Source organism: Segetibacter sp. (genome assembly GCF_025963695.1).
Lineage (GTDB): Bacteria > Bacteroidota > Bacteroidia > Chitinophagales > Chitinophagaceae > Segetibacter.
Window position 1 is genome coordinate 1 of sequence record NZ_JAOQAH010000079.1, and the last position, 26484, is coordinate 26484.

Consider the following 26484-nt stretch of genomic DNA (forward strand, 5'->3'; position numbering starts at 1 on the left):
CTGGGTGTGGGCAACAAAGAAAAAGGCATCAGCTCTTCGTTGCATACTCCCACCTTTAATATTGACGAAACTGCGTTGGAAATAAGTGTTGGCTTAATGACTTACATCGCCCTAAAGCAGTTGGGCGACATAAGGAATAATGACTAAGCCGGGAGTAGGTAACCTCACTTGAAGGAACTTTATAAGAAATGGAAATAAAATGTTTACGACTCTAAAAATCATCTTGTCGTCCTAACAACAATGTCTTCTTTTTCAAAATAAAAAAGCTCGTAAAAACCTTTGTTCTTCACGAGCTTTTTTATTTGGCAGCGATCTGTAAAAAAATTTCACAACTGATATAACTTGCTTTGTCCACAACGGCCCCGGTAAGAAGGGCGATTTATTGGTGGTGGCGCCTGGATAACTGCAGCCTTCTTTTTGAAACTGATAGGTATGCCTAAACTAACATTAAACCCTGAAGTCTTTGAGCTGAAGGTAGTAGTAGTTGGTTTAAGCAGTTCGTTGGTTGTTACGGTTTGGGTATTGTTGCCAAGGCCTCTAATATAATTTATACCGACTATAAACTTTGGTTGATCACGAGTACCGAATTCAAATGCAGTACCGGCAATAAGTGCGGTGCCCCATCCGGCTCGGTAAGTATAATTTTTTTGTCCATTTTTTGTTTCTGTTTCCATAGCGCTTCCCATAGGTGCAATTGCAAGGCCTGCAGACGGTTTTATACTCACATATAATCCCGCATCTTTTGTAGCGGTTTTGGTTACACTTCTGGCAGAGGTGTTTTCTGAACTACGCGTTCCCGAACACCTGCTACGGGCACAACCTTGTTTCCTTTCGCCAAAACTTCTATCACCATACCTGCTTGCAATACTGGTGGTAGTAACTGCCTTTCTTAAGGCAATAGGTTTGCTGGTGAACTGGTAACCCCCTTCTAATCTAAGTTGTAAATTTTTTGCAGCTGCGGTGTAAGAATTCAGTGCATTTTGAGGATCAGTAAATCTAAAAGCGACTGCCTGTCTATTTGTTGCCACACCTAAAAATGCTCCCTGCCCCGATTTTAACCTGTAAGCCATTCGTATAGCTAAACTTGGGGTAAACTGTTGGCCCATGGGGGAGAAGGAAGCGAAATCGCCAGACTGTATTGTAGTTCTAAATGTTTCCATTCCAAGTTGAGGAACAATGGAAAACTGGGCACCGGCACCGTACGTAATTAACGCAAATAAGGGTAAAATTATTTTTTTCATAAAGACGGTTTTAGTAAAGAAAGTTATAGCAAATGTTTAACAGGTGCAAACAATATCGGTAAATGGAAGCACTCGTTTTAAAACAAAAGGCGCTTCCGTTTATCGTGATATTCTAATCTCCACCAATACCTTCTTTCATAAAACTTTCCGCTCTATAACAACCGCCGATGGCGCTTTTATGTAAAGTCTTTACACTTTCGGTAAAGTCCATGGCTTGCGATAATTAGGGGTAATTAAGGCATTAGCCGCAGTGTTATTACCGAAATTTTTGTTTGCTTCATTCCACTCCAGCCTTGAGTTGGTACGAAGAGCAATGTTGGCCATATGTGCATACACAGCCACCAATCTTCCATTTTCGATAGTACATGCCGGATCTTTCCTTGTTTTAATGCAATCGATAAAGTTCTTCATGTGAGCCAGGTGACTTTCGCCGCCGCCTTGTTTCGGCATTGCAGCCACTTTATAATTTCCATCCTGAATTTCCGGTAATACCTCCCAGCCTTCCCTGTTTATCACCATTGTAGCGTCGTTGCCTACAAATGCTAATCCGTAAGATTTTCCATATGGCCCTGTTTGTGTACCAGCCGTGTGCTCCCAGTTGATGACGTAGTCTTTCAGCTGGTAACTCACGTTCATCGTATCAAAAGTTTCATGTGCATGAGTTGGAAACGAAAAGTTTCCCCCGGTTGCAGTGATTGCTACAGGCAGTTCAGTAATGCCCTTTACCCATAATGCCATATCAATTAAATGAACCCCCCAGTCAGTCACCAGCCCTCCTCCATAATCCCAAAACATTCGCCAATTGCCATGAAAACGGTTTTTATTGAATGACCGTTGCGGGGCCGGCCCAAGCCAGCGATCAAAGTCAACGCCTGCCGGAACAGCTTCGTCAGGTGCTTTCAAAGCTCCAATTCCATAGTTAAAGTTTGCCCAGATGTTTACTTTTCGCAGATCACCTATTTTTCCTGCATTCATAAAATCCATTGCTTTTTCCCAGTGAACGCCGCTTCGTTGTTGCTGTCCTACCTGCACCACCCGGTTATACTTTCTTGCTGCCCTAACCATAAGATCACATTCTGCAATGCTGTTTGCCAGGGGCTTTTCAACATAAATATCCTTACCTGCTTCGCATGCAGCAATAAAAGGAAGGCAATGCCAATGATCGGGGGTGCCAATAATAACGGCATCGATATCCTTATTTTCCATCAACTTCCGGTAATCCTTGTATTGTAGGGGTGCCTTTCCCTGTATTCTCAAAACATCTGCCGCACGCCTTGTCAATACTTCATCATCTATATCGCATAATGCTCCACACTCTACGCCTGGTTGTTTTAAAGCATTTTCAAGATCGCCAAAGCCCATGCTGCGGCATCCAATTAACGCAACAACAATTTTATCATTTGCTGCTGTTTTCTTACCTGCGGCAGAAGATAAGATAGGTACACCGGTAAGACCAGCAATACCCGTAGCTGTTACCAGTTTCGAAGTAGTAGTTAAAAAGTCACGTCGCGTAGTTGACATATGGCAAGTAGTTAAATCGTTAAAGCTCAAAGTTATATTAGATCAAATATAAAAAGTCCTGTCGAAAAGATTAGATGCATGTTTTTATGAAGTGGGAGATAGTTGCAATTTTGATTTTGTAACAGTTGTTGAATTTTGGTAGCAAGCAGTAGAACACTTTTAAATCTTTCGTTGCGTCGCACACTTGTACGGCTGTAGTTACAGTAGCAAAAAGAATTGCACTTAGAATAAAAGTGTTCTATTTTACCTGAAGATCATTTTTCATCAAAAGATTACATCTGCTGGCAGCTCTTCGTTTCCTATAATCCTATCGCCACCAACATAAAAAAATGTAATTCTTTTAATAGCGAAGGAATTTAAATAAACAAAAATGGAGAAAATAGTCAGGATTATTTTACTTGTTGTTGTCGTTATCGCTATTATCAATGTAGTCACCATGCTGTTTGGCAATAGTAGCTTAAGAGACATTCGAAAAAACCTTGAAAAAGCAAAACTAACTGCAGACTCTGCATTGTATGAATTACAATATTCAAAGAGTAAGCTTGACTCCATCAAATCTGACATGCTCGTATTTAGCACGTATATCAATAGAATACAAAAAACAGTTGAATTAAATGACTTCGAAAAAAGACTTAAGGAAGAAAAGGATAGGAGTAAAATAATAGATTTTAAAGAGAATATTAAAAAGCTTCGCGAAGATATTGAGACAGATAGCCTTCCTGATATAGACGTAGCAATTGTGAGAAAAAACTAATTGATTATGCAAATAAGCAGATACCCGTCTCAAGCCGGATTAACCATTTTCTGTATACTTCTTTCTTCTGTATGTTTCTCTCAAAGTCGGCTACGGGAAATGAAAGACTCAACCGGGCTACATTCTTATTTGGTAGTGCGGGGCGACACATTGTTGATCAACTTCGATTCGGCTTATCTTTTAAATAGAAAAACGTTTAAGCTTTACCAGGACACTTACAAGAAAGTTCAAAACGGTAATCCGGCAATGAAAAATCTGTTTGCAAACTATGAAGGTTTGATTGCTTTGCAGGATAGTATGCTAAAATCTAAAGAAGCTTATTATCAAAGCCTAAAATCAAATTTCGACTCTCTTGTTACTCATTCAAATCACTTCGTTGATAAAACCGCTTTGAATATTAGCGCAATTGATCAATCGCTTTCTACTGCTACCAGCCAGATAAACAACATCAAGACATTATTAGATCAATCGCTGGATAAATTAAAGAAAGAGAACCGCCAAAGAATAAAATTAGCGGTGGGAGGATTTACAGTTGGTGTAGGTGTAACAGCAATCGTTTTTGCAATAGCCCGATAGCTTCGTATGGTAGCTCATTCAATGCATTTCACTTATCCCATCAAATCTTCAATAATCTTTTTCGAAGACTCAAACCCCAGGTGATGGTATCCGCGAATGCCAAGTCTCTGAGCTGCATCTACCAGGTAAATACGATCATCAAAATAAATGCACTCGTGAGGAGCGGCTTGAACAACGCCTAAAGCCAGGCGGAAAATGCCAGGATCAGGTTTGCGCATTCCTACCTCGCAGGAAGATATAAAAGCGTCGAAGCAATTGTGTAACTGAAATTTCTTAACCCTATAATCATTCAGCTCCTTTCCTTCATTATTTATAGAAACAATTTTCAAATTACTGTTGTTCTTCTTAAGTTCTATCAACCAGCCTAGCATGCCCGGTAATTCAATTGAGCGTGAAAACATAAAAGCTTTAAAATCTTCCCTTGTAAAAACCCTTGTCTTATCAAAGACAACAATATCAAGGTATTCATCCAATGTAATTCTTCCTATTTCATATACATTGAAAATAAAGTTGTGCTTAGCTTCCATTTCCATAAAATCAATCCCAAACTCTGCTGCTGCTTTTTGCCGCGAATCATGTCCCCATCCATTGGTAAGCAATACGCCGCCAACGTCAAGAAACATTATTTTAAAAGAATTTTTGCCCATATAATGTTAGGTGTAATTAATGTTGATTTATTTAAAATGCGGTGTTTTTAAAGAAAATAATTTTCTGGCTTTAGATAAAATTCTCGCTAAGAAGGTTTAAATCGGGCTAACATAGAGCGTTCGACTTGTTATAACATACATTTGGGTAACCTATTAAACTCGTTTCATTAGCGAATTAAAATCTTAGCAGCGAGCGCGAAGTTAATAGTTTTAAATATGCAGACATTTAGATATATAATTAAAGCATTAGCATTTTTCGCCTTTTATTTGTTATCCGTGCCAGACGGCTTTGCTCAGACGGATGAAAAGCTAACAGTTAAATTAGAAGAACTGGTCGGTAGCTTCAACGGTCGTGTTGGTATTTATGTGCAAAACATGAAAACTGGGAAAATTGCGACTATTAACTGCGATACATTATTCCCTACCGCCAGTATGATTAAGGTTAGTATTCAATGTGGTTTGATGGACAAAATTGAAAAGGGTGAGCTTCAATACAATCAGAAGTTGGTTTATAGAGACTCTCTTTTATATGCAGGGGAAGATATTTTAGGGTCCTTTAAAAACGGAGACACTATTCAACTAAGTAAAGTAGCCTTGTTAATGATTACGATGAGTGACAATACTGCAAGTTTATGGCTACAGAAACTAGTAGGCGGAGAATATATCAACAACTGGTTACAACAAAATGGGTTTGCGAACACCAGGGTAAATTCAAGGGTTGCAGGCCGCGAAGCAATGAGGGAAATATTTGGATGGGGGGTCACAACTCCCAGGGAAATGTGCCGGCTTTTTACAATGATTGAAGAAGGCAAAGCGGTGAGCGAAGCGGCCAGCGAAAGAATGTCGCGAAACCTTGGAAGGATCTATTGGGACGAAAATGCACTTTCACAAATACCGCCCTATATTCGGTCCTCATCTAAGCAAGGTGCAGTTGATAATTCGCGCTCCGAAACTGTGTTTGTAAATGCGCCTCATGGTAAGTATGTTTTTAGCATAATTACTAAAGATTTGAAAGATCAAAGCTGGCAGCGAGACAACGAATCGTGGACTCTGATAAGAAAAGTATCTGCTTTATTATGGCATTATTATGAACCGAAAAATAAATGGAAACCAGCAGGGGGAATTGGAAAATATATGCTTCATGAATAAGCAATTAATAGGAAGATATATCAAACATTGAATTCTGGTTACTTTATGTCTATCTGACTTTGCTTTTCGATTACTATTACTGGTTTATCTTTTAAGAGCTCTATTTTTCCTGTTACACATACCTCTCTTTCTTTCAAATCTTTTTCAGGCTTATAATCAAAAAACTTTCTTTTCTCTCCCCATATCACAAAGGTTAGCGTAGCATTGGGATTGTGCGAAGAAGTATATAAATAGGTAGGACTTCTGTTAGCGGATTCGTCATAGTTCGTATCAAAAATTTTAGTGCAAATTTTAACCGTATCACCTACATTGTCTTTGGCTGCTTCAACTTTTATTTCTTTTTGTGAATAGGCCGAAATTGAAAGCGATAAAGCCAACAAGCTAAGCCAGAGATTTTTCATATGTCGTATTTGATGCATTATTGAGAGTTGATGTAAGTTAATAATTTTAGTCTACTGATATATCTAATAATCAAAACATCATTATCAATTAACGTGCATTAAAGTATTTTTTTCGCCAACGCAGCCCTCCCTTTACCTAAGCTTCGGTTCTTTATAGTATTAATGCCCTGTTAAAGAATGCTTAACATTACTCCAATACAAAAGTGCTTTCGTTATCAGATCGGCTTCTACTTCTATTGATCTTCAGTTATTTACGTTAAAACATTCTTGTATTAAGTAAAGCAATCTTAATGTTATTACACAAAATGTTACTCCCTTATAACGACTATAGTTTTGGTAAAAAAAACATCTGCTTTATAATTGTCGGATATTTGAAAATTAGCAGTACAATTTTTGAGAATAATTGGGAAAATAAAAAAGCTTTTCATTTAGAATATATTTTTTACACTATCAGCGTTTATTGTTTAATATCTCAAATCATTTTAAATGAAATTGCTTTTTTCAGTTACCCTTACTTTCATTACCGCTATATCCATCGGTCAGCCGTTGCGACTTCATATGTTAGGCGGTTTTTCTAATTACAACGGAGACCTGCAGCCGAAAAGAATTACGCTCGAACAAGCTAAGGGAGCGATTGGTGGGGGAATTACCTATGATATTACTGATCACATTGTAGGTCGCGTTGATGCAATTGTTGCTTCAGTAGGGGCCGACGATAAGCGAAATAAAAAACCCGATCTGCTTGCCAGGAATCTCAATTTTACGAGTCGTATTTACGAGCTGTCGCTGTTGGGGGAGTACAACCTGTTTAGTCTTAAGGATCATAAATTTTCGCCTTATGTTTTTGGTGGAATTGGCATTTTTCATTTCAGCCCTTATACCCATGATGCTGTGGGAAACAAGATTTTTCTTGCACCACTGGGTACAGAAGGCCAGGGTTTCTTGCCGGGTAAAAAGGATTATAAAAGAACCGATCTTACGGTTCCTATCGGAGGTGGAGTAAAGTACGCTTTGTCTGAGGATCTACATGTAGGATTTGAACTAGGGCTGAGAGTATTGAAAACTGATTATCTGGACGACGTTAGCAATGTCTATGTCCACATGAACACTTTGTTGACTGAAAGAGGACAGACAGCGGTCGATTACGCGTTTCGTGGAGACGAATTAAAAGATAATCCTCGTCCATATCCCGAAAATGGGGCAAAACGAGGTAATAATAAAGTTAACGACTTTTATTACTTTGGATTGTTTAGACTTGATTTTCGAATTAATTCTTCAAATGCAGGAGGTGGGGGAAGACGAGGGCTAGACTGTCCGCCAAAATTTTAAAAATGAAGAAGCTCCGTTCGGGGCTTTTTTTCTACATCTTAATAAAGGCGAAGAACAAATTACTCAGTAATAGATTTAACAGTAGTTGAAATTTCTTTCCGCTGTGTTTAGAAATTCAATCAATACAACCACAAAATAGTAAAAGGAATACAATCTGAAGAGGGGACTGCTGTACCAGAGAGAATAGTATCAGGAAATGTCTTAAAAAAGTAAGAGGCTCAAAGAATTGAGCCTCCTTTTCAACCCTAAACCCTTAAAAAACATAAATAATATTTACAAAATCATGCCAGTTTCTTTAGGGATCGCGAAATTTAAAAAAAATGAAAAAATACATAGCGGCAGTCCTTTCACTTCTTTCGGTCAACCTATTTTCATCCTGCAAAAACAATAACTCATTGCCTACCGCTCTTAATAGTAAAAGTCTGCTCTGGGAAATTTCGGGTAAGCAATTAGCCAGCCCTTCCTATTTCTTCGGAACAATGCACTTAATGTGTGCTGAAGATGCAGCATTAACAGAAACAGTAAAAGCACTTATAAAAGACGTTGACCAAATTTACCTGGAAGTTGACATGGATAATGCCTCAGAACTTTTAAGCGGCATTATGGATCTTAGAAGCAAAAGCGGCCAAACACTACATTCAGCCCTTTCTCCTGATGATTATAAAAAGGTAAAAGATTTCTTTGAAAAATTTCAACCTTCTATTCCCTTCTCGTTGCTCGAAACGCAGCCGCCACTAATGATTTCTTCAAGTCTGTTTGAGCTTTTATTGCCTTGTGAAAGCAAAAACGGTGTTGAGATGAAAATTATAGATGAGGCATATAAAGAGAAGAAGCAAACAAAAGGGCTGGAGACAATAGCTTTTCAGACCAGTATTTTTGATAGCATTCCCTACCAAGACCAGGCGAAGGATCTTGTGAAATCGATTGACAGTTTAGAAAAAAACCGGAAAGCGATGTACGAAATAATACAGGTGTATAAAGACCAGGATATTGAAAAATTGTATAAGTTAAGTGCCAGCGAAGAAAGTGGTATTAGTAATTATATGGACTTGTTACTATTTAAAAGGAACCGCAACTGGGTTAGCCAGTTTACGGAGATTGCAAAAGAAAAGTCTACCTTATTTGCTGTAGGAGCAGGCCACCTGGGAGGGGAAAAGGGAGTGTTGCAATTATTAAAGTCGCAAGGTTATTCGGTGCGTCCCCTTATAAATTAACGGTCATATCTTCATTGTTTAAACCCTTCCACGGTCTTTTTATCGCACATCTTAACGCATGAAAGTACTTGATGTATGATACCAGCTTTAGTGTTTCATTTGGGACATAGTTGCGACGCTCCGTTTTAACTGCAAATCTTCGGGGAACAAGTAAGTTTGTCAAAAGTTTGAAAAAGTAGATTTGAAATGCTACAGATGAACGTAATGCGACGCAACAAAAGTCTTATTGACGTTATGCGGCTTGTTACAAAAAATACTAAGAGTAAAATCAACGTCAACGTTAAAAATAAGAAAGGGTTATATAAAGGAACTTGCCTTTTATATAACCCTTTCTTGTAAGCATTTCAATTTAGTTTATTACGAATCTACTTCTAATTCGCTCACGCTTGAGTGACTATAATTTTTAATGACATTATATAACGTACCTCTTTCTACAGGTTCTCTTTTAACCTGTTTAATAAGTGTAACGAGCTCTTTGGTACTCATTGTTGGTGTTTGCTCCTCGCTGCCTGCCATTGAATAGATCTTTGTAGAGTCGTCAATGGTTCCGTCGATATCATTTACACCAAATGACAAAGCCAATTGAGCGTTTTGCCGCCCCAGCATTGGCCAGTACGCTTTAAGATGAGGGAAATTGTCCATGTACAAACGGGCAATTGCATACATCCTCATGTCTTCAACGATACTGCTCTCGGCCACATTGCTCATGGCATTGTCCCGGTTTCTAAACTTCAGCGGAATGAATGTATTGAAACCGTGCGTTTCATCCTGCAATTGTCTTAGCCTCTCCATATGGTCGACCCTGTGCCAAAACGCTTCAATGTGCCCATACAACATGGTAGCATTGCTTTGTATTCCCATTAGATGGGCAGTCTTATGTATACGTAGCCACCCGTCTGCATCTACCTTGTCGTCGCAGATCTGTGTTCTGATATCGGGATGAAAAATTTCGGCGCCGCCGCCAGGTAAAGATTGCAATCCTGCTTCCTTCATTTTCCTCAGACCTTCTTCAGTTGATACTTTTGCTTTTCTAAACATATAGTCCAACTCTACCGGTGTGAAACCTTTTATATGTAAACCGGGACGATGGTTTTTAATTTCTTTTATAACGTTTGTGAAAAAGTTAAGGTCCATTTTTGGATGAACGCCACCTACAATATGTACTTCAGTTACTGGTTGACCGTCATATTTCTTCACGATGTTGAGCATGTCATTCACGCCCAGTTCCCAACCTTCTTCGCGGTGCGCATACAAACGAGAGTATGAACAGAAGTTGCACGAAAAAACACAGATATTAGTAGGCTCAATATGAAAGTTACGGTTGAAGTAAGTTTTGTTTCCGTGTAAATCTTCTCTTACCCAATTTGCAAGAGCGCCAACATAGGAGAGCGAAGCTTTCTTAAAAAGCAGTACTCCTTCGTCAAAAGTTATTCTTTGTTTATTTAAAACCTTTTCACCGATATATTTCAGATCCTTATTTTCATTTGCAGAAACGAGGTGTTCGATAGGGGAGTTGTTAACCAACATTTAAAACAATATTAATACTGCAAATTTACATGATTAAATAGTAGCTGTTATCACAAACCGTTTCCGCGCCGCGCCACATTGTGAAGGTTGAAGCCTTTATGGCAAGTTTTAAGGTATCATCAACAAAAAAAATATAGATCTATCATTTCATCATTGCTTCCTTTAAAAAAGCTTGTGGCCTCAAGTTATAGCTTGTCGCTATTTCTTATCTTCCAGTTTTAAATAAATCCTGCATGAGTATTAAGTTGCGTCTTATTGTGATGAGTTTCTTACAGTTCTTCATTTGGGGTTCGTGGTTGATAACTATAGGTGCTTATTGGTTTCAAACGAAGCAATGGTCTGGTGCCCAGTTCGGAGCCATTTTTTCTACCATGGGCATTGCAGCTATATTTATGCCTTCTATAATGGGCATTATTGCAGACAAATGGGTGAATGCAGAAAAACTGTATGGTTTACTTCACATACTGGGAGGCATTGTTTTATTTACTGTTCCAATGGTTCAAGAGCCGGGAACGATGTTCTGGGTTATGCTTCTTAATATGATGTTTTATATGCCAACCCTTGCTCTGTCAATTGCAGTGGCATATTCAGTACTTAAAAGTAGGGGAGGCGATGTTGTAAAAGATTATCCTCCTGTGAGAGTATGGGGAACAGTTGGATTTATAGTGGCTCTTTGGGTAGTTAGCTTACTACATATTGAAACTTCAGCCAGCCAGTTTTATGTTGCTTCTGCTGCTTCATTTTTGTTGGGGTTTTATTCTTTCACCTTGCCTAAATGTCCACCACAATTAGGAAGACACAAAAACAAAACCCTGTTTGATGCTTTAGGCCTTCATTCTTTCAAGTTGTTGAGAGATTCTAAAATGGCGATTTTCTTTTTGTTCGCCATGTTATTAGGAGCAGCGCTTCAGCTTACAAATGCTTACGGCGATACTTTTTTGCACGACTTCGCAACAGTGGATGTTTATAAAGACACGATAGCCGTTAAGTATCCGGCAATTATTATGTCCATATCTCAGATCTCTGAAACGCTGTTTATACTGGCTATTCCTTTTTTTCTAAGGAAATTTGGAATTAAGCAAGTAATGTTTTTAAGTATGATAGCCTGGGTATTGCGCTTTGGCCTTTTTGCCTATGGAAATCCCGGAGATGGCTTATGGATGATTATTTTATCTTGTATTGTGTACGGAATGGCTTTCGACTTTTTTAATATTTCGGGATCCCTGTTTGTAGAAACACAAACCGATCCTGCTATAAGAGCCAGCGCGCAAGGGTTGTTTATGATGATGACCAATGGATTTGGAGCCGTGCTGGGTAGTTCTTTAAGCGGCATTATTATTCAGAGGTTTTTTACCAATGCAGATAATAGCAAAGACTGGCACAGCATCTGGATTTGTTTCGCCCTTTATGCTTTGGCAATTGCAGTTTTGTTTCTTGTACTTTTTAAACATAAGCACAATCCAAACGAGGTAAAGTTGACTCATCCGGAACCTTTGCTAACGGTAGAGTAACTTTTGGGGGGGCACTGATAGCGGTTATAGTTTGTGCCAGACATCTGGAATTAAATCCCTGATGTCTGGTTTCGGGTTACTAAACCACTTGTGCGGGGCAATAACCTGTTTAAGAGGATTAGAATTAAGCCAGGCGGCCCACCAGCTAAAACTGCTGTTCGCTGTTATGTTATGCTTGCATAAACTCATTAAATAGAAGTCCTGGTAATGACTTTTTGAAATTGTACCTGAAACAAACACTACAGGTTTTTCAAATTTCAGATTATTTTTCACCCAGTTTATATCGTCAGAAAAAATAAAAAAAGCGGGGTCTTGGGTAATGGCGGAGATTTGGTCTATTGACTTTTGGTAGTAATTCTCGTTTAACGTTCCATGATAATTTTGGACTACGCTATTTTTATAATCACCACGCCTAATATGGATTGAAACACTGTTTTTTAAGCGAAGGTCTTTTTCAAAGCCTTCTACTTCGGTAAGCAGCCCGGGCTGCAATTGAAAATCGTGTCGCACATGTTGTTCAATTGACTTGAAGTATTTTTCACTTTGCCGATATCCTTTCAGGTATAGGTTCTTTCCACTATTAAAAAAATTCTTATCAAACTGAAATTGCTTTTCGTTATAAATGGTTCGCTTGTGTGATGGAGTTAATTTTTCGAGGTATTTTTTAAAGACGTTTTGCTTTGTGATGCTTTCTACTTCCTTTTGAGATGCAATGGCAGGAGGCCGTATTATACCGTTAAGCTCGTAAGCCCTGATTGTTCCTATTTCTTTATCAGGTTGTTGTAATTCAGAAATATCAACTTTTACCTCAACATTATGATGCTTCGCTAAACTTAAGCCTGCTGCATATTGAAACAACTGATTTCCCAGACCTCCTTTTAATTGAACGATTATCATAATCCCGGTTTAAATTCAATTGGTATCAATCGAATGCAGTCGTTTTCAATGTAAAACTGGTGATCTGGTTTATTGAGTTGAGTGAAGTGCTTCAACCGTTCTATTGTGGGATAATCATTTTCCCCAATAAACAATCTTGCATCATCAATAAAAATCAAGTGACTAAAGGGAGATGAAAAAATGGAAGACAGCTCTTCAAATACAGGACACTCCTTTTCGCCCTTTGCTGTTAAGCCTCCCGAGTAATGTCCGTCTAACCAAAATATTGCTGGTGCGTCTAGTGTTGGAACAAGCTCTTTTAAAACCGCTCCGCTATCACCTTGCAGTAATTGAATTTGAGAAAAATTCTTAAAACGTCTTTTAGCCAGTTGGTAATAATGGGTACTTAGTTCTATAGAATAAAGACGCTGAAAGTCAGAAGACAAAGTATACAACGTATCACCAAGATAGGTTCCTGTTTCGACAAGTATTTTTACCTGATATTTTTTTTGAAACGTTCTTAGCACTTCTTGTTTTGAGAAATTAGAAACAGGTAACGGCTTCCCTTTTTCTTCCCATTCTTTATGCTCTTTGATGAAGAACTTCTTGTAATAATTTTTTTCCAATTGTGGAGGCAGGAGGGCAAGAAGTTTACGCCAATGACTTTTCATGTTATTATTATTTTTTAAACCAAAAACATCCACAGCCATAATTCTGTTGCTTTACCAATTCGGGATTTGCATTTTCGATCAATCCTCCTTCATCAGGAACTAACGAAAAATCTATTAAAGTAAAAGGGGAAAAGTAAGCAGTGATTTGTTCGTAGCTGTAGATGCGGTGCGCATTGAATTCTATTTTTGGCCTTCCTACAGGAGTTACAAATAACAGATCGCCCCCTGGCTTAACTATCCTCTTTAGCTCGTCAATCGCTTTTAGGTCGCCCTGTGGGTCTAAAGGATCGCCATACCTACCAAGACCAATATGTTCAATAGTATGCATGCACGAGACAGAGGGTTGAGAATTTGTGTCGAAAGCCAGTTTTGTTAAATCCGCAAATCCTGATTCCCAGTTTGTGAGTTTTAAATCAGCAGGGCGGTAATCATAGAACTTTACGGGTATGAATGCTGAGACGATTGATCCAAAACTTAATTTGGAAGAAAAGTCGACATGATACTCTGGTCTTGTTCGGGCTAAAACACGCGCAGCCCAGGCGGGATGATAGATGTAATGGTGATCGAAAGGTGTTGTTTCTAGCTTGTCTGTAAGGCAAGGGTAAATATCCTTTGAAGAAATAGAAAAGCGGTTGTCGCTATTTTTTTTAAACCTGCTTAATTCTGAAAGAAATTCAAAGAATCGGGCACTTTTTTTAGGAAAGCGTATGAGAATATCTTTAGCTAACTGAACTGTATAATCCTTTAAATACATTAGAAGACTTGGTTTGTGTCAAAAATAAAGGCAAAACGGGTTTTTTATGAACTTAAAATTCAAAACTGGTTGCAAGTGTTGATTAAGAATGTTGAATGAAATGAAAAAGTACAACTGTGCGACGCAACAAAAGCGACATACTTGTACTACAGTCTGAACAAAAATATTAATACTATATATAAATAAAAAGAGCAGGCATTTCGGCCTGCTCTTTTAAAAAAAAGACTTAAATGATTATAAGTGAGACTGTATTTTTTTGTCTAAGACTGACTTAGGAACTGCTCCTATTTGTTTGTCTACGACTTTGCCACCTTTAACAAAAAGGATAGCAGGAATAGAAGTAATACCGTAATTAACACTTAATGTAGGATTTTGGTCAACGTTTACCTTTCCTATGTTTACACGTCCACTATATTCTTTTGACAACTCCTCTACTACAGGGCCAATAGCGCGACATGGTCCGCACCATTCAGCCCAAAAGTCTATAACTGTAAGTTTATCGCTATCTAAAACAGTCGATTGAAAGTTTGCATCTGTGAATTCTAAAGCCATAAAAAGTATTTTAAAAGTTTGATTAGAATTATTGTAGTTTTTGCTACATGTATAGAGGAACAAATTTACAGCCAATAGATGAAACATGCATTTTTGACTTTTCTACCTACCCGAATTTGACCTTTTATGGCAGTTTTATGACTGATACTATTCTTTACAGATTTAGAAGTAATTGCCAGGCACTAAAATTTGGTTGTAAATGAAAACAGCCCGCATTAAGCCCGCTTTCTTTACGAAAGAGCGGAAAGGGTTGTTAGCTTGGGAACGTTAAAAATTATAAGAGAGATAATATTGAAGTATTAGCCAATGACGACAGCGTGATGTGTATGGAGATTGGAGCGGAAGATTTAAAGAAGATTTTATGAGAATGAAAGCTGCCGGAAAATGTTTTAAAGTAAAAGAGGTATACGTCTTCACCTTTACCGAAGCAGGTAAAATTACAACACGTGGCTGTGTGCAATCTTTAGCAGGAATGATGGGTGGAACGGAGAAGTGAAATAAACTGGCCGGCAATATTTTGAGCTACCTGCTTATGTAGGTAGCTTTTTATTTTAATCAATCTTTTTTGCCAAATTTAAAAATGTTCCAAAAGCCTTTGCCATCTCCACCATCTTTATTCTTTGCTCTCTCTTTCTTACGTTCAGCACGTGCTTTCTGCCGTTCTCTTTTCTTCTTCATTGTCTTTCTGTCCCAGCTAAAGCTGTTGTGCACCGGGAAATAATACCGTAAAGACATGTATAGAGAGTTCACCTGTATTGGCGCCTCGTCTCCCTGGGTGTTGTCCTTTGTAAGAAAGTTATAACCATTGATGAGATGTAAACCTAATAGCCTGAAACCAATTGAAGGGCCGAAACCAAATCGATTACCTTCTTTGAAGTTTGTAAAGTAGCTAACGTTTGCTCCATACGTCAGGTTTATCCTACCTCTCTTCATCCACATGCCTGCCTTATAACCAATTACGTTATTTTCAAAATTGTATTCCAGGTTGGCTGTAGCCCCGATTATGTGAGGTTTAAGAAGACTTATTTTTCTCCAATGCGCTTCACCTCCTAATTCGATTGAATTATACTTGCCCCGTTGCAGACCAATGATCATACCCGTATTTTTCTGAAATAACTTTCTGCCCTCAAAATAAGACGATGTACTATTCGGGTAAGTTTCTGGGTTGGCGAGAGGTTCGGTAGGAGAGACGTATGCAACCTGCCCATTTGCAACAGCCGAACAAGAGAGACAGACAAATAACAATACTTTCATGAAAATTGGTAAAAGCAGGTTTACTTATAAAGGATCGTCAAAACTAAGTAAAAGCTTAGCTGTGTTAAGTAGTATTAACAAGTTTTGTTGTTATTAAAAATTGATCCGAACTGTGGAAACAATAATGATTTCTTATTATTCAGATCGGCGCGTTTTATAATATTAATTTTACTTTTTGCATTGCACATACTTTAATTAAACTAGCCCCGCACCATGAAATTCTTTATTGCCGCAGTAGTCATTTTGTTTTCTCCCCAATTGTTTTCACAATCATCTACTACCACTGTAATTGTCGGTTCGCCTGAAAAGTATCTCGCAACCGCCACAAAAATTAATGACCTGGTCCATACCAAACTGGATGTAAAGTTTGATTATTCGAAGTCTTGGTTATATGGAAAGGAGTGGGTGACCTTACATCCACATTTTTATGTAACAGACTCATTAAACCTTGATGCGAAAGGAATGCAGATTAATGAAGTTCAGTTAGTGAAGTCTGGAAAGATGCTTCCTCTTAAATATACTTATGACGGTCTTAACCTTCGTATCAGGTTGGATAAAGGCTACAAGGCAAATGAAAATTATACTGTCTACATCGATTACATTTCAAAGCCCGATGAATTTAAAGGTAGTACCCCAGGTCTTTTTGAAGGCTTAAAGGGACTATATTTTATCAATCCGAAGGGGCTGGATAAAAATACACCACAACAGATCTGGACTCAGGGTGAAACTGAGGGTAACTCCATTTGGTTTCCAACCATCGACAAGCCTAACCAAAAAACAACTAATGAGATCACAATGACGGTTCCTGCTAAGTACCTAACACTTAGCAACGGTTTATTAATGAGCAAAAAGAACAATGCCGATGGTACCCGTACCGATACGTGGAAGATGAACCTTCCTCACGCCCCTTACCTTTTATTTATGGCCGTTGGCGATTATGCTGTTATTAAAGACAAGTACAAGAGCAAAGAAATAAGTTATTATGTGGAGAAGGAGTATAGTGCAGTTGCAAAGAAGATATTTGGACTTACCCCAGAAATGATTGCGTATTATTCAAGGATTACCGGCGTTGATTTTCCGTGGCCGAAGTACGCACAAATAACAGGAAGGGAATACATTTTTGGAGCAATGGAAAATACTTCTGCTACGCTGCACGGAAGCGACATACAACAGGATGCACGGCAGTTAATAGACCATAACTCATGGGAAGGCGTAATTGCTCATGAGTTATTTCATCAATGGTTTGGCGATTATGTAACTACAGAAAGCTGGAGCAATACTACCGTAAACGAATCTTTTGCCGATTATGGTGAGACTCTGTGGAATGAATATAAGTATGGAAAAGATGCAGGCATAGAGCAAAACTATAAAGGAATTGCAGCATATTTATCCCAGCCTTCTAATGCAGAAAATAACCTTGTTCGTTTTAGTTACAACTCAGTTATAGAGATGTTTGACCAGGTGAGCTATCAAAAAGGTGGAGCGATATTAAATATGCTGAGAAATTATGTGGGTGATAGTGCTTTTTTCAAATCAATTAATTTATATCTCACCAATAATAAATTTAAATCTGCTGAAGCTACAAACCTGCGTTTAGCATTTGAAGAAGTTACAGGCAAAGATTTGAATTGGTTTTGGAACCAATGGTATTATGGCAGTGGGCATCCTAAACTTGATATAAGTTATAAATACAATACTGAAAAGAAAATTGGAACGGTATTTATAACCCAAACGCAACCGGGTAAGACTTTTAAGTTGCCATTGGCAATAGATGTTTATGAGGGATCTGAAAAAAGGCGATATAATGTTTGGATGAATAATAAGGTAGACACCTTTTCTTTTGTTACAACATCACAACCCGCTTTAATAAATGTCGACGGAGATAAAATATTAGTTGGGGAGAAGCAGGATCACAAAACATTGAAGGAATTAATCCATCAATACACTTATGCAGGAAATTATGTTGACAGGTTAGAAGCAATTGATTCTATTGCTGCTCATCAAACTGAGCCATTGGCTCAGGATTTTCTAAAAACAGCATTAAAAGATAAATCTTCGGATTTACGGATCAGGGTGCTTGGTAAGCTAGACGTAAAAGACATTGTGGTTAAGCAAGCCTTTGAACCTTTCATTAAAAATATTGCTTCGAACGATCAAAAGTCTTTGGTTCGCGCAAAGGCAATTGAAGTACTGGGAAAATACAAGAAGCCTGAAAATATCGCTACTTTTTACAATGCAACTACAGACTCGTCATATAGTATTTCCGGGCAAGCATTACTCGCCTTACGTGATGTAGATAGTGTGGCTGCACTAAAACAGGCAGAGAAGCTAAGTGTTAAACCGGCAAGAGGCACCCTCAATCAAGCTATTATTAGCACCCTGTGCCGCCTGGGAGGTGAGGACAGTTACGAGTTTATAACCAACAAATTCAGCACTGCTTCAATAAGTGACAAAATAAGTATGCTGCAAAACTTTGCTTTTTATATTGGAAAAATACAGAGCACCGAAAATGTAAATAAAGCCATAGATATGATTGTTGACTTTCGCCAGTCTCTCCCTGGCTTTTATCATCTTCAACCAATGATAAATAGTACTTTAAATACAATAGCGCAGAGAAAGCAAGCTACAGGAATGGCTGATCAGTCTAACTACATCAAGTCTAAATTAAATGCGCCAGGTCTTTGAGTGCAGCAGTAAGATGAGTAAACTTTGCCGTTGCAGCCAATGTAATTTTTGATTGGAAACAGTAGGGTAGTGGCATAGTTGTTTTAGCGTAAGAAGATGGTCTTTTTAAAAGTTTTTTTAGAAAAGGTCTCTAACGTTAATGTTTATTTTATCATGTTTAAAATCTAAAAATTATGTCACACACAACTAATCCAAACAACACTTCAGATCTTAATGACGATTTCAGTGATGATGTCTCCAGGGGAGCATCAAGGGTAGAGGGTGCTACAGATAACCTTGCAAGTAATGCATCGGGGGCAGCGAATAGTTTTGGTAACAGAGCAGCGAATGCAACCGATAATGTAGGCGATAACGTAAGTAATACGACAAGTAACTTTGGTAATAAAGTGGATAATGCTACAGATCGTTTGGGAGATAAAGCAGATTACGCGGGCGATAGAATGGAAGACAAGGCTGAAGATGTAAAAGATGACGGCAAGAATCTCTGGGAGAAAGTAAAAGATAAGGCTGATGATATCGGTGATAGCATAAAGAAAGCTTTTTAATTAGGGAAGCGTATTGTTATTTATAAAAAACCCACAATTGTGGGTTTTTTTAATTTGTACCATTTATTGCGTTGCACCTGCAGGGTAAACATCAATGGTTATTAATGCTATCACCACTTCGAATTCTTTTGAAGAGATAAAATTTTCGGTAACCCTAACTGTGTTTTAGGCGTCTTTAATATTTAAGAACTTGTTTGCTTAGTTCGTTTGTTTAATTGGGTGTATACGGGAATATTAAGTTCAGGAAGTAATTGTAAATGAATTTGGTTAATTTGCTTTAATAACGTCACTAACAACCCCGCTGTCCAAAATGCAACTCAACAAATACGTCGCTGTTTTAATCAGGATGTATTTTTTCTTCATATTTCTGTTTCTATTTCAAAATATTTCTGCTCAACAAAAAATTGTTTTTGGGAGTGTACTAGATCCTTTTACCCAGGAGAGAATACCCTACGCAAGTCTTCAATGGAAGAAAGCCGGCTTTGGTACTGTAACAGACAGTATAGGTAATTTTAAAATTGTACTTCCTGCCCATAAACCCGATACCTTGCTGGTTACTTATGTTGGTTTTGAAACTAAATCTATTCCTGTTAACACGGTTAAAGATTCATTGCATCTCAATATACAGCTTGGGGTATTAAAAGCCGATAAGGGCGTGGTAGTTAAAACAAAATCGAAACGAGGCCTCATCTGGTGGCAAAGAATTGTAAGCCATAAGTTGAATAACGATCCCTACAAGTACGACACCTACAAGTACGAACTCTACAATAAAGTTGAGCTCGATCTCAACAACATTAATCGTAATAGTTTCAACAATATTAAAGTCTTAAAGCCTTTTCGTTTTATACTCGACAATGTTGACAGTATTTCGGAGAAGACGCCTTTTTTACCCGTCTTTTTTACCGAAACATTATCTAACTATTACTATACCAGCAACCCTTACAAAGTGCGCGAAGTAATAAAAGCCGCATCTACAAAAGGTATAAAAAATGAGACCGTTCTGCAGTTTATGGGCGGGGCAAATCAAAAAATAAATAGTTACAACAACTATATATTGATTTTTGGAAAGGAGTTCATAAGTCCCTTAAGTTCCGTGGGCGATAAGTATTACAGATACCAGGCCGCCGATACTCAAACTATCAACAATCAACAATACTTTCACCTGTTTTTTTCACCCTTGCAGGCAGGTGAAAATACATTTGGCGGTGATTGTTTTATTCATAGCACAACCTGGGCTATTAAAAAAATTTCAATGGATGCTTCATCAACAGCAAGCATCAACTTTGTAAAAAGATTGAGTATTGTGCAGGAGTTTAAACTGTACAACGACAGTACCTGGATTTTGTTGAAGGATAAGTTTGTCGCTGAGATCTCTCCTCTTAAAAAAGACAAATTATCTTTTATAGGAAGAAAGACAAGTATGTATAACAACACGGTGGTTAACGATGCTTCGATATTTAATGAATTGAAGAAAAATAGCCAAAAGGAAGAAGTGATTATCGATGACAGCGCAAAAGAAAGAAGTAGTGCTTATTGGGATGCGAAAAGGCTTGAACCGCTTGGGAAGAATGAGCTAAAAGTTCTTAAATTGATTGATACCCTAAGGAATTTTCCTCTCTTTAAAAAATACACAAACGCGGCAGAGTTTATAGTGGATGGAAGAAAGAAATTTGGTAAAATTGAAATTGGCCCCTGGTTTCGTTGGTTTAGCGGTAACCAGCTTGAAAAGTTTAGGATGCGTTTTGATATAGCAACTACCGAAAAGTTTAGTAAAAACCTTTTAATGCACGGCTATCTTGCCTATGGTCTTAAAACCCAGGCTTTTCATGGCAAAGCAGATGTCAACTATAAAATTCCCGGAGGTAAAGGCATTTCCGTTTTTGCCTCCTATACCCATGACCTCGATAATGGTAAAGGACGATATAACGATGAAGACGTATCCATGGACAATATGTTTACACAACTCATTCGCAGACCTAACATCAGGCAGAAATTTATACAGGTAGAAGAAGTAAAGGCAGCAATCACTAAAGAATGGAAAAGTAAATTTTCAGCCCAGGTTTCTATCTTACGCAGCGATTATGAAACCTTTCGGCCATTGCCACATCGCACGTCCGTAGCCAGAAATGCAGGCGATATTATCAATGCCGAGTTAGGGTTGAAGCTAAGGTATGCGCCCGGTGAAAAGAGCATTACTACCCATCGTAAAACCCATAGGTTAAAAGGTTCTAACCCGGTATATGAAATAAAGTATGCCACGGGTTTACCTGGTATTGCAGGCAGCGATTACAGTTATCAGAAGTTAAATGCGTCTATTATTCAAAAGTTTCGAATACCAAGGTGGGGTAACGTTAATTACTACTTATATGCCGGGAAGATTTTTCGGGGACCGCTGCCGTTTATGTTGCTCGAGTTACATCCGGGAAATGAAATCTACTATTACAATAAACAGGCATTCAACCTAATGAACCGCTTTGAGTATTTTAGCGATCAATTCGTGGGAATAAACATGGAGCACAATTTCGATAAAAAGTTATTAAACCTTTTGCCGTTTATGCGCAAGGTAAGCGTAAGGCAGTTCTGGAATGTAAAAGCAGTGAAGGGCACACTATCAGACGACAACAGGAAACTAAACAGGTTGGATTATGAAAATTATCGGCTCCGCTCGTTAAAAGGCCGAACCTACCTCGAGCTAGGAACCGGATTGGAAAATATATTTAGATTTTTGAGGATCGATTTTGTATGGAGATTTGCCCCTCCGCAGGTCATTCCTTCCGGCATGGTTAACCCTAATCCAAACCCTTCGCCTTCCCCCATGCCAATGAGTAAGTTTGGAATATTTGGAAGCTTCCAGTTTAAACTATAAGCCTAAATCTGCCTCTTCATTCCCACAAAAAACTTCGCTCCAACTCTTTTCAGATTTGCTCGCCATCGTTATGCACTTTAAGTAGTATCACTTTTCTTTGTATCGTTAAAACCAAAGCTTAATGCAAATAATACCGTTGTTACTAAAAGAAATGGAAGAAGAGTTAGCCATTACAAGGAAAATGCTTCAACGCGTGCCTACTGATTAGTTCGATTGGACGCCGCACGAAAAAAGTATGACTATGAATGCCCTAACTGTTCATCTTGCAGAGCTGCCATCGTGGGTACAAATGGCGTTAACCAGCAGCGAACTAGATTTTGCAAAAATGGATTATACTCCAACTCCCGTTAGTAGCTCAGCCGATTTGTTGGAGATTTTCGAAAAGGCGTATTGCCAGGGAAGAGATGCGTTAAGCACCGCTAAAGAAGAAGACCTGTTACCTGAATGGACGTTAAGAAATGGCGGGCAGGTTTAAATGGTGTTCACCAAATATGAAGTTATCAGGCATTCGCTTGCACAAACCATCCACCACCGTGCGCAATTGGGCGTGTACTTGCGCTTACTTAATATTCCCATCCCCGGCAGCTATGGTCCAAGTGCTGACGAAATGAACTTTTAAGGGAAAGTTCTCTGAATATTCATTTCTTTCTTTCCACCATTTTTTATTGGGTTACCGGCATTTGTTAGTAATGGTCCCTTGTTGCGACGCATTACTTTCATCTGCATAATAAAAAGGTACTTCAGTCTTTATTACAATCACCCTTCATCATATTAGCCACCTCAACTGCCCGTGGGCACTTTGCTATTCTGCTGTAATCTTATCTTTGCGACTTTCAAAAATTGCAAATGGATAAAAAAAGAGCGACAATAGCCATCGATATGGATGGAGTAATAGCAGATACAGTTTTAAACTTTATACAATGGTATGAAAGAGATTATGGAGTAAGGGTTGGGTTGGAAGCATTTGAAGGTAAGCCCGAAGCGGAAGGATTGCCAGGTAATGCCGTAAGAAAGTATGTACTCGCTCCAGGTTTTTTTCGTTCTGTACCAGTAATGGAAGGTGCCAAAGAAGCCGTGCTTGAACTGTCAAAAACATTTGATGTTTATATCGTTTCTGCCGCTATGGAATTTCCTCAGTCATTAATAGAAAAGTACGACTGGTTACAGGAGCATTTTCCGTTTATCTCCTGGAGGAATATTATTTTTTGTGGCGACAAAAGTATCATTGGCACCAACTACATGATCGATGATCACGTTAGAAACCTCGATACCTTTAAAGGTACTGCCCTTATGTTTACTGCAGGGCACAATGCCGGTGTTAATCACCATACAAGGGTTAATAATTGGAAGGAGGTAGTTAGTTTCCTGAAGGCGGAAGCTCTTCATAACCACCCCTGAATATTTTACGTCTCTGTTTAATTATGTACGTCTCTTGATACAGTAGCAACTTTGCATTCGTTTCCCCGCCTTTTCAAGGCAGGTACGATTTTAAGGCGTAGCGTTATAGATCAGGGGTGGTTAAACGTTTGCAATTGTATGGGTAGCTGAATCGTCAAACGAATAAATTATTTCCTTAAAAATGCCGTCGGCATAACAAACCTTCCGGCAGCCCTGTACCGGGGTTTCCAATAAGAGTCGTTGAGGTCGCTTACCATTACACCTCCACTGGTAGCTGCATGAACAAATTTGTTATTTAGCATATACACACCCACATGCGACATATCGTTTCCGCCAGCGGTATTAAAGAAAACAAGGTCGCCTTCTTCCAGGTCTTCGAGGTTAATATGCTGGCTCGATTTAAATTGATCCTGTGCCGTGCGGGGAATATTTACATTGTATACATCCTGCATAATGATATGTGTAAAAGCAGAACAGTCAATGCAATTTTTTGTGCTTCCGCCCATGCAATAATTGGTGCCGTACCATTCGTCTATCAGTTTCAGCAGGTTTACGTTGGTAAGCGTCTCAACGGTAGCATCTAAGAGTATTGCATATTTTAACTGTAACCAATCTGCCCTTTCTATATCACCTGCATTAGCCACCGGTCGTACATACTGGTTATAGTTTTCGCGTTGCTTTTTACGTTTATCCGACGAGGGCATGGCAGGCCCCATAGCATGTTTTGAAGTAACTACCTGCCCTGGCCTTACCGAGATATTATCAAGGAAACGAACCTTTTTGGCATTTGATTTTTGGGATGGCTTAGTGGCTGTAGAGTTATCGCGGGATGATAGCGACTTCAATTGTGCGCAACTACTCAAAAGCAGTACAGACAAAAGACTATATAGCAGTTGTTTTATATTCATATTGAGGTGCAGCAAAGTAATGCACTTAAAAAGCAAAATCAAAGCCTTTTTACTTTTTTTTAACGGCGAGTTAACCCCACCTGTGGATAAGAAGGGAGCGTTGTTGTGCAGGTGGTAGCGATATTTGTGGGTTCGTGAACGCGAGTGGTTATTCGAAAATCGCAAGTATAAACTCCGGGTAGCTACTAGCGACTTCCTACCAGCTATTTACGACACTTAACATTCACTACTATGTCCAAATTCTCTCACCTCCACGTCCATACCCAATTCAGCTTGCTTGATGGAGCTGCCTCTATAAAAAGCCTTTATCAAAAAGCGATTGCTGATGATATGCCTGCCCTCGCAATTACTGACCATGGTAATATGTTTGGTGCATTTGAATTTGTGGCCGAAGCTTATAAACACAAAAATGACGATGGTACTCTAAAGGTGAAGCCTGTTGTGGGTTGTGAATTTTATGTAGTGGAAAACAGGCATAAAAGGGCATTTACCAAAGAACAAAAAGACCAGCGTTACCACCAGGTACTCCTGGCGAAAAATAAGCAGGGTTACGATAATTTATTAAAGCTGACATCCCTGGGTTACCAGGAAGGGATGTATAGCAAATATCCGCGTATTGATAAAGAACTGCTGGAACAATACCATGAGGGATTGATCGCTACTACCTGTTGCCTCGGTGCGTATGTGCCGCAGTACATTTTGCGCGAGGGGGAAGAAACGGCAGAAAAAGAATTCAAGTGGTGGCTCAACATGTTTGGCGAAGATTATTATATCGAGATCCAGCGGCATGGAATGAAAGAGCAGGACAAGGTGAATGAGTGTTTAGTAAAATGGGCAGTGAAGCATAACGTTAAGATCATTGCAAGTAACGATAGCCATTACACAGACCAGGAAGACTACAATGCCCACGACATATTACTTTGCATCAATACCGGAGAAAAACAAGCAACGCCCGGTTTCGATGATTTTGCAAACGACGAGATACAGGTAAAGAACCGCAGGTTTAAGTTTCCAAACGACCAGTTCTATTTTAAGAAGACGGGCGAAATGAAGGAACTGTTTAAAGACATTCCTCAAGCCATTGATAATACCAATGAGATCGTTGACAAAATCGAATTGCTGAATTTGAAGAAGGATATCCTGCTTCCCAACTTCCCTATTCCGAAAGAGTTTCAGCAACATAGCGACAGCAACCTGAACCAGTGGGAATACTTGCACTACCTGACGTATGAAGGAGCAAGAAAAAGATATAGCGAGATAACAGAAGTGATTCGCGAACGACTAGACTTCGAATTGTTCACCATTAAAACAATGGGATTTGCCGGTTACTTCCTCATTGTTTCTGACTTCATCAGGGCTGGTCGTGAACTTGGCGTGTTTGTGGGCCCTGGTCGGGGATCTGCTGCCGGTTCGGTGGTGGCTTATTGTGTAAACATCACTAATATCGACCCTATTAAGTACAACTTACTATTCGAGCGTTTCCTGAACCCGGATCGTAAGAGCATGCCCGATATCGACACCGACTTTGATGATGATGGCCGCCAGAAGGTCATCGATTACGTGGTGCAGAAATATGGCAAAAACCAGGTGGCACAAATTGTAACGTTTGGTACAATGGCTGCCAAAATGAGCATAAAAGACGTTGCCCGTGTACTGGACCTTCCTTTGGCTGAAAGTAACATGCTGGCAAAACTGGTTCCTGATAAACCAGGAACTAACCTGAACAGGGTACTTTTTGCACCGCTGACGATTAAAGAAGGACCAAAATCACTCGAAGAAAAAGAAGGTCTTAACCCTGAAGACGTAGACAATGTAAAAAAGCTGCGTGAAATCTACAGGGGTGATAACCTGCAGGCGCAGGTACTGAAAGAAGCTGCACGATTAGAAGGTTCCGTTAGAAATACCGGTCTTCATGCCGCCGGTATCATCATTGCTCCTGATGATCTGAAAAATATTATCCCTGTGGCTACATCAAAAGACTCTGATCTTTTGGTTACCCAGATTGCAGGAAACGTAATTGAAGAAGCTGGTGTAATCAAAATGGACTTTTTAGGTTTAAAGACCCTTTCCATCCTGAAGACTGCTCTTGAACTGATCAAACAAAA

Annotated in this window: 24 protein-coding genes; 13 read left to right on the top strand and 11 right to left on the bottom strand. The window is 38.9% G+C overall.

Features of this window, described 5'->3' with window-relative positions; genetic code table 11:
• Positions 1–326: 326 nt before the first annotated feature.
• Positions 327–1241 carry a hypothetical protein gene (locus JWR87_RS13390; protein ID WP_297820899.1) on the bottom strand — a complete coding sequence of 305 codons (915 nt, stop codon included), beginning with the start codon at positions 1239–1241 and terminating at the stop codon, positions 327–329.
• 189 nt (positions 1242–1430) lie between these two features.
• A complete protein-coding gene (locus JWR87_RS13395) occupies positions 1431–2762 on the bottom strand; it encodes a Gfo/Idh/MocA family oxidoreductase (protein WP_297820901.1) in 1332 nt (443 codons plus the stop codon).
• Between the two features lie 370 nt (positions 2763–3132).
• On the opposite strand from JWR87_RS13395, the gene JWR87_RS13400 reads away from it, so the two are divergent.
• Together JWR87_RS13400 and JWR87_RS13405 are read left to right on the top strand one after the other, a co-directional pair.
• Positions 3133–3516 (top strand): hypothetical protein, encoded by a 384-nt coding sequence (locus JWR87_RS13400; RefSeq protein ID WP_297820903.1) that lies wholly within the window; start codon positions 3133–3135, stop codon positions 3514–3516.
• Between the two features lie 6 nt (positions 3517–3522).
• Positions 3523–4092 carry a hypothetical protein gene (locus tag JWR87_RS13405; protein ID WP_297820905.1) on the top strand — a complete coding sequence of 190 codons (570 nt, stop codon included), beginning with the start codon at positions 3523–3525 and terminating at the stop codon, positions 4090–4092.
• 32 nt (positions 4093–4124) lie between these two features.
• Here the strand turns inward: JWR87_RS13405 and JWR87_RS13410 are convergent, their stop codons facing one another.
• The gene (locus JWR87_RS13410; protein WP_297820907.1) at positions 4125–4739 is read right to left on the bottom strand and encodes an HAD-IA family hydrolase; all 615 of its coding nucleotides are present in this window, start codon (positions 4737–4739) and stop codon (positions 4125–4127) included.
• Between the two features lie 216 nt (positions 4740–4955).
• Between JWR87_RS13410 and JWR87_RS13415 the strand changes: the two genes are divergently transcribed.
• Positions 4956–5888, top strand: coding sequence for a serine hydrolase (locus JWR87_RS13415; protein WP_297820909.1), 933 nt, complete (start codon positions 4956–4958; stop codon positions 5886–5888).
• A 38-nt stretch (positions 5889–5926) separates the two neighbouring features.
• Here the strand turns inward: JWR87_RS13415 and JWR87_RS13420 are convergent, their stop codons facing one another.
• A complete protein-coding gene (locus JWR87_RS13420; protein WP_297820911.1) occupies positions 5927–6289 on the bottom strand; it encodes a hypothetical protein in 363 nt (120 codons plus the stop codon).
• Between the two features lie 486 nt (positions 6290–6775).
• Here JWR87_RS13420 and JWR87_RS13425 point away from each other — a divergent pair, with 486 nt between their 5' ends.
• Both JWR87_RS13425 and JWR87_RS13430 read left to right on the top strand, forming a co-directional pair.
• Positions 6776–7618, top strand: a complete 843-nt coding sequence (locus tag JWR87_RS13425) for a DUF6089 family protein (protein WP_297820913.1) — start codon at positions 6776–6778, stop codon at positions 7616–7618.
• Between the two features lie 320 nt (positions 7619–7938).
• Positions 7939–8832, top strand: a complete 894-nt coding sequence (locus tag JWR87_RS13430; RefSeq protein ID WP_297820915.1) for a TraB/GumN family protein — start codon at positions 7939–7941, stop codon at positions 8830–8832.
• A gap of 357 nt (positions 8833–9189) precedes the next feature.
• On the opposite strand, the gene mqnE is transcribed toward JWR87_RS13430, so the two are convergent.
• On the bottom strand, positions 9190–10359 hold the full coding sequence (gene mqnE / locus JWR87_RS13435) for an aminofutalosine synthase MqnE (RefSeq protein WP_297820917.1): 1170 nt from the start codon (positions 10357–10359) through the stop codon (positions 9190–9192).
• A gap of 233 nt (positions 10360–10592) precedes the next feature.
• On the opposite strand from mqnE, the gene JWR87_RS13440 reads away from it, so the two are divergent.
• Positions 10593–11870: a nucleoside permease gene (locus JWR87_RS13440; protein WP_297820919.1), complete on the top strand. Its 1278-nt coding sequence runs from the start codon at positions 10593–10595 to the stop codon at positions 11868–11870.
• A 24-nt stretch (positions 11871–11894) separates the two neighbouring features.
• Here the strand turns inward: JWR87_RS13440 and JWR87_RS13445 are convergent, their stop codons facing one another.
• The 4 genes from JWR87_RS13445 to trxA form a co-directional block, all read right to left on the bottom strand.
• The gene (locus JWR87_RS13445) at positions 11895–12767 is read right to left on the bottom strand and encodes an alpha-1,2-fucosyltransferase (protein WP_297820921.1); all 873 of its coding nucleotides are present in this window, start codon (positions 12765–12767) and stop codon (positions 11895–11897) included.
• Positions 12764–13417 carry a hypothetical protein gene (locus JWR87_RS13450; protein WP_297820923.1) on the bottom strand — a complete coding sequence of 218 codons (654 nt, stop codon included), beginning with the start codon at positions 13415–13417 and terminating at the stop codon, positions 12764–12766. Before JWR87_RS13450 ends, JWR87_RS13445 begins: the two co-directional genes overlap by 4 nt.
• Positions 13418–13424: 7 nt before the next feature.
• Positions 13425–14171 carry a DUF268 domain-containing protein gene (locus tag JWR87_RS13455; protein ID WP_297820925.1) on the bottom strand — a complete coding sequence of 249 codons (747 nt, stop codon included), beginning with the start codon at positions 14169–14171 and terminating at the stop codon, positions 13425–13427.
• 234 nt (positions 14172–14405) lie between these two features.
• A complete protein-coding gene (trxA, locus tag JWR87_RS13460; protein ID WP_366090674.1) occupies positions 14406–14723 on the bottom strand; it encodes a thioredoxin in 318 nt (105 codons plus the stop codon).
• A gap of 361 nt (positions 14724–15084) precedes the next feature.
• Here trxA and JWR87_RS13465 point away from each other — a divergent pair, with 361 nt between their 5' ends.
• On the top strand, positions 15085–15219 hold the full coding sequence (locus JWR87_RS13465) for a hypothetical protein (protein WP_297820929.1): 135 nt from the start codon (positions 15085–15087) through the stop codon (positions 15217–15219).
• A 59-nt stretch (positions 15220–15278) separates the two neighbouring features.
• Here JWR87_RS13465 and JWR87_RS13470 read toward each other — a convergent pair whose 3' ends face one another.
• Positions 15279–15977, bottom strand: coding sequence for a hypothetical protein (locus JWR87_RS13470; protein ID WP_297820931.1), 699 nt, complete (start codon positions 15975–15977; stop codon positions 15279–15281).
• A gap of 213 nt (positions 15978–16190) precedes the next feature.
• Between JWR87_RS13470 and JWR87_RS13475 the strand changes: the two genes are divergently transcribed.
• The 5 genes from JWR87_RS13475 to JWR87_RS13500 all read left to right on the top strand — a co-directional run bounded on the left by JWR87_RS13475 (position 16191) and on the right by JWR87_RS13500 (position 23471).
• The gene (locus JWR87_RS13475; protein WP_297820933.1) at positions 16191–18662 is read left to right on the top strand and encodes a M1 family aminopeptidase; all 2472 of its coding nucleotides are present in this window, start codon (positions 16191–16193) and stop codon (positions 18660–18662) included.
• A 173-nt stretch (positions 18663–18835) separates the two neighbouring features.
• Positions 18836–19207: a hypothetical protein gene (locus tag JWR87_RS13480; protein ID WP_297820935.1), complete on the top strand. Its 372-nt coding sequence runs from the start codon at positions 18836–18838 to the stop codon at positions 19205–19207.
• 310 nt (positions 19208–19517) lie between these two features.
• Positions 19518–22073: a DUF5686 and carboxypeptidase-like regulatory domain-containing protein gene (locus JWR87_RS13485; RefSeq protein WP_297820937.1), complete on the top strand. Its 2556-nt coding sequence runs from the start codon at positions 19518–19520 to the stop codon at positions 22071–22073.
• 241 nt (positions 22074–22314) lie between these two features.
• Positions 22315–22548 (top strand): hypothetical protein, encoded by a 234-nt coding sequence (locus JWR87_RS13490; RefSeq protein ID WP_297820939.1) that lies wholly within the window; start codon positions 22315–22317, stop codon positions 22546–22548.
• Between the two features lie 371 nt (positions 22549–22919).
• Positions 22920–23471, top strand: a complete 552-nt coding sequence (locus JWR87_RS13500; protein WP_297820944.1) for a 5'(3')-deoxyribonucleotidase — start codon at positions 22920–22922, stop codon at positions 23469–23471.
• 167 nt (positions 23472–23638) lie between these two features.
• On the opposite strand, the gene JWR87_RS13505 is transcribed toward JWR87_RS13500, so the two are convergent.
• Positions 23639–24379 (bottom strand): NlpC/P60 family protein, encoded by a 741-nt coding sequence (locus JWR87_RS13505; protein ID WP_297820945.1) that lies wholly within the window; start codon positions 24377–24379, stop codon positions 23639–23641.
• A 231-nt stretch (positions 24380–24610) separates the two neighbouring features.
• Between JWR87_RS13505 and dnaE the strand changes: the two genes are divergently transcribed.
• Positions 24611–26484, top strand: a 1874-nt coding sequence (dnaE, locus tag JWR87_RS13510; RefSeq protein ID WP_297820947.1) for a DNA polymerase III subunit alpha, incomplete at its 3' end; no start/stop codon positions are given.

Bases quoted from the DNA above. Each gene is read 5' to 3' on its own strand.
- JWR87_RS13390 (WP_297820899.1), bottom strand. From the start codon at position 1,241: ATGAAAAAAATAATTTTACCCTTATTTGCGTTAATTACGTACGGTGCC.
- JWR87_RS13395 (WP_297820901.1), bottom strand. From the start codon at position 2,762: ATGTCAACTACGCGACGTGACTTTTTAACTACTACTTCGAAACTGGTA.
- JWR87_RS13400 (WP_297820903.1), top strand. From the start codon at position 3,133: ATGGAGAAAATAGTCAGGATTATTTTACTTGTTGTTGTCGTTATCGCT.
- JWR87_RS13405 (WP_297820905.1), top strand. From the start codon at position 3,523: ATGCAAATAAGCAGATACCCGTCTCAAGCCGGATTAACCATTTTCTGT.
- JWR87_RS13410 (WP_297820907.1), bottom strand. From the start codon at position 4,739: ATGGGCAAAAATTCTTTTAAAATAATGTTTCTTGACGTTGGCGGCGTA.
- JWR87_RS13415 (WP_297820909.1), top strand. From the start codon at position 4,956: ATGCAGACATTTAGATATATAATTAAAGCATTAGCATTTTTCGCCTTT.
- JWR87_RS13420 (WP_297820911.1), bottom strand. From the start codon at position 6,289: ATGAAAAATCTCTGGCTTAGCTTGTTGGCTTTATCGCTTTCAATTTCG.
- JWR87_RS13425 (WP_297820913.1), top strand. From the start codon at position 6,776: ATGAAATTGCTTTTTTCAGTTACCCTTACTTTCATTACCGCTATATCC.
- JWR87_RS13430 (WP_297820915.1), top strand. From the start codon at position 7,939: ATGAAAAAATACATAGCGGCAGTCCTTTCACTTCTTTCGGTCAACCTA.
- mqnE (WP_297820917.1), bottom strand. From the start codon at position 10,359: ATGTTGGTTAACAACTCCCCTATCGAACACCTCGTTTCTGCAAATGAA.
- JWR87_RS13440 (WP_297820919.1), top strand. From the start codon at position 10,593: ATGAGTATTAAGTTGCGTCTTATTGTGATGAGTTTCTTACAGTTCTTC.
- JWR87_RS13445 (WP_297820921.1), bottom strand. From the start codon at position 12,767: ATGATAATCGTTCAATTAAAAGGAGGTCTGGGAAATCAGTTGTTTCAA.
- JWR87_RS13450 (WP_297820923.1), bottom strand. From the start codon at position 13,417: ATGAAAAGTCATTGGCGTAAACTTCTTGCCCTCCTGCCTCCACAATTG.
- JWR87_RS13455 (WP_297820925.1), bottom strand. From the start codon at position 14,171: ATGTATTTAAAGGATTATACAGTTCAGTTAGCTAAAGATATTCTCATA.
- trxA (WP_366090674.1), bottom strand. From the start codon at position 14,723: ATGGCTTTAGAATTCACAGATGCAAACTTTCAATCGACTGTTTTAGAT.
- JWR87_RS13465 (WP_297820929.1), top strand. From the start codon at position 15,085: ATGAGAATGAAAGCTGCCGGAAAATGTTTTAAAGTAAAAGAGGTATAC.
- JWR87_RS13470 (WP_297820931.1), bottom strand. From the start codon at position 15,977: ATGAAAGTATTGTTATTTGTCTGTCTCTCTTGTTCGGCTGTTGCAAAT.
- JWR87_RS13475 (WP_297820933.1), top strand. From the start codon at position 16,191: ATGAAATTCTTTATTGCCGCAGTAGTCATTTTGTTTTCTCCCCAATTG.
- JWR87_RS13480 (WP_297820935.1), top strand. From the start codon at position 18,836: ATGTCACACACAACTAATCCAAACAACACTTCAGATCTTAATGACGAT.
- JWR87_RS13485 (WP_297820937.1), top strand. From the start codon at position 19,518: ATGCAACTCAACAAATACGTCGCTGTTTTAATCAGGATGTATTTTTTC.
- JWR87_RS13490 (WP_297820939.1), top strand. From the start codon at position 22,315: ATGAATGCCCTAACTGTTCATCTTGCAGAGCTGCCATCGTGGGTACAA.
- JWR87_RS13500 (WP_297820944.1), top strand. From the start codon at position 22,920: ATGGATAAAAAAAGAGCGACAATAGCCATCGATATGGATGGAGTAATA.
- JWR87_RS13505 (WP_297820945.1), bottom strand. From the start codon at position 24,379: ATGAATATAAAACAACTGCTATATAGTCTTTTGTCTGTACTGCTTTTG.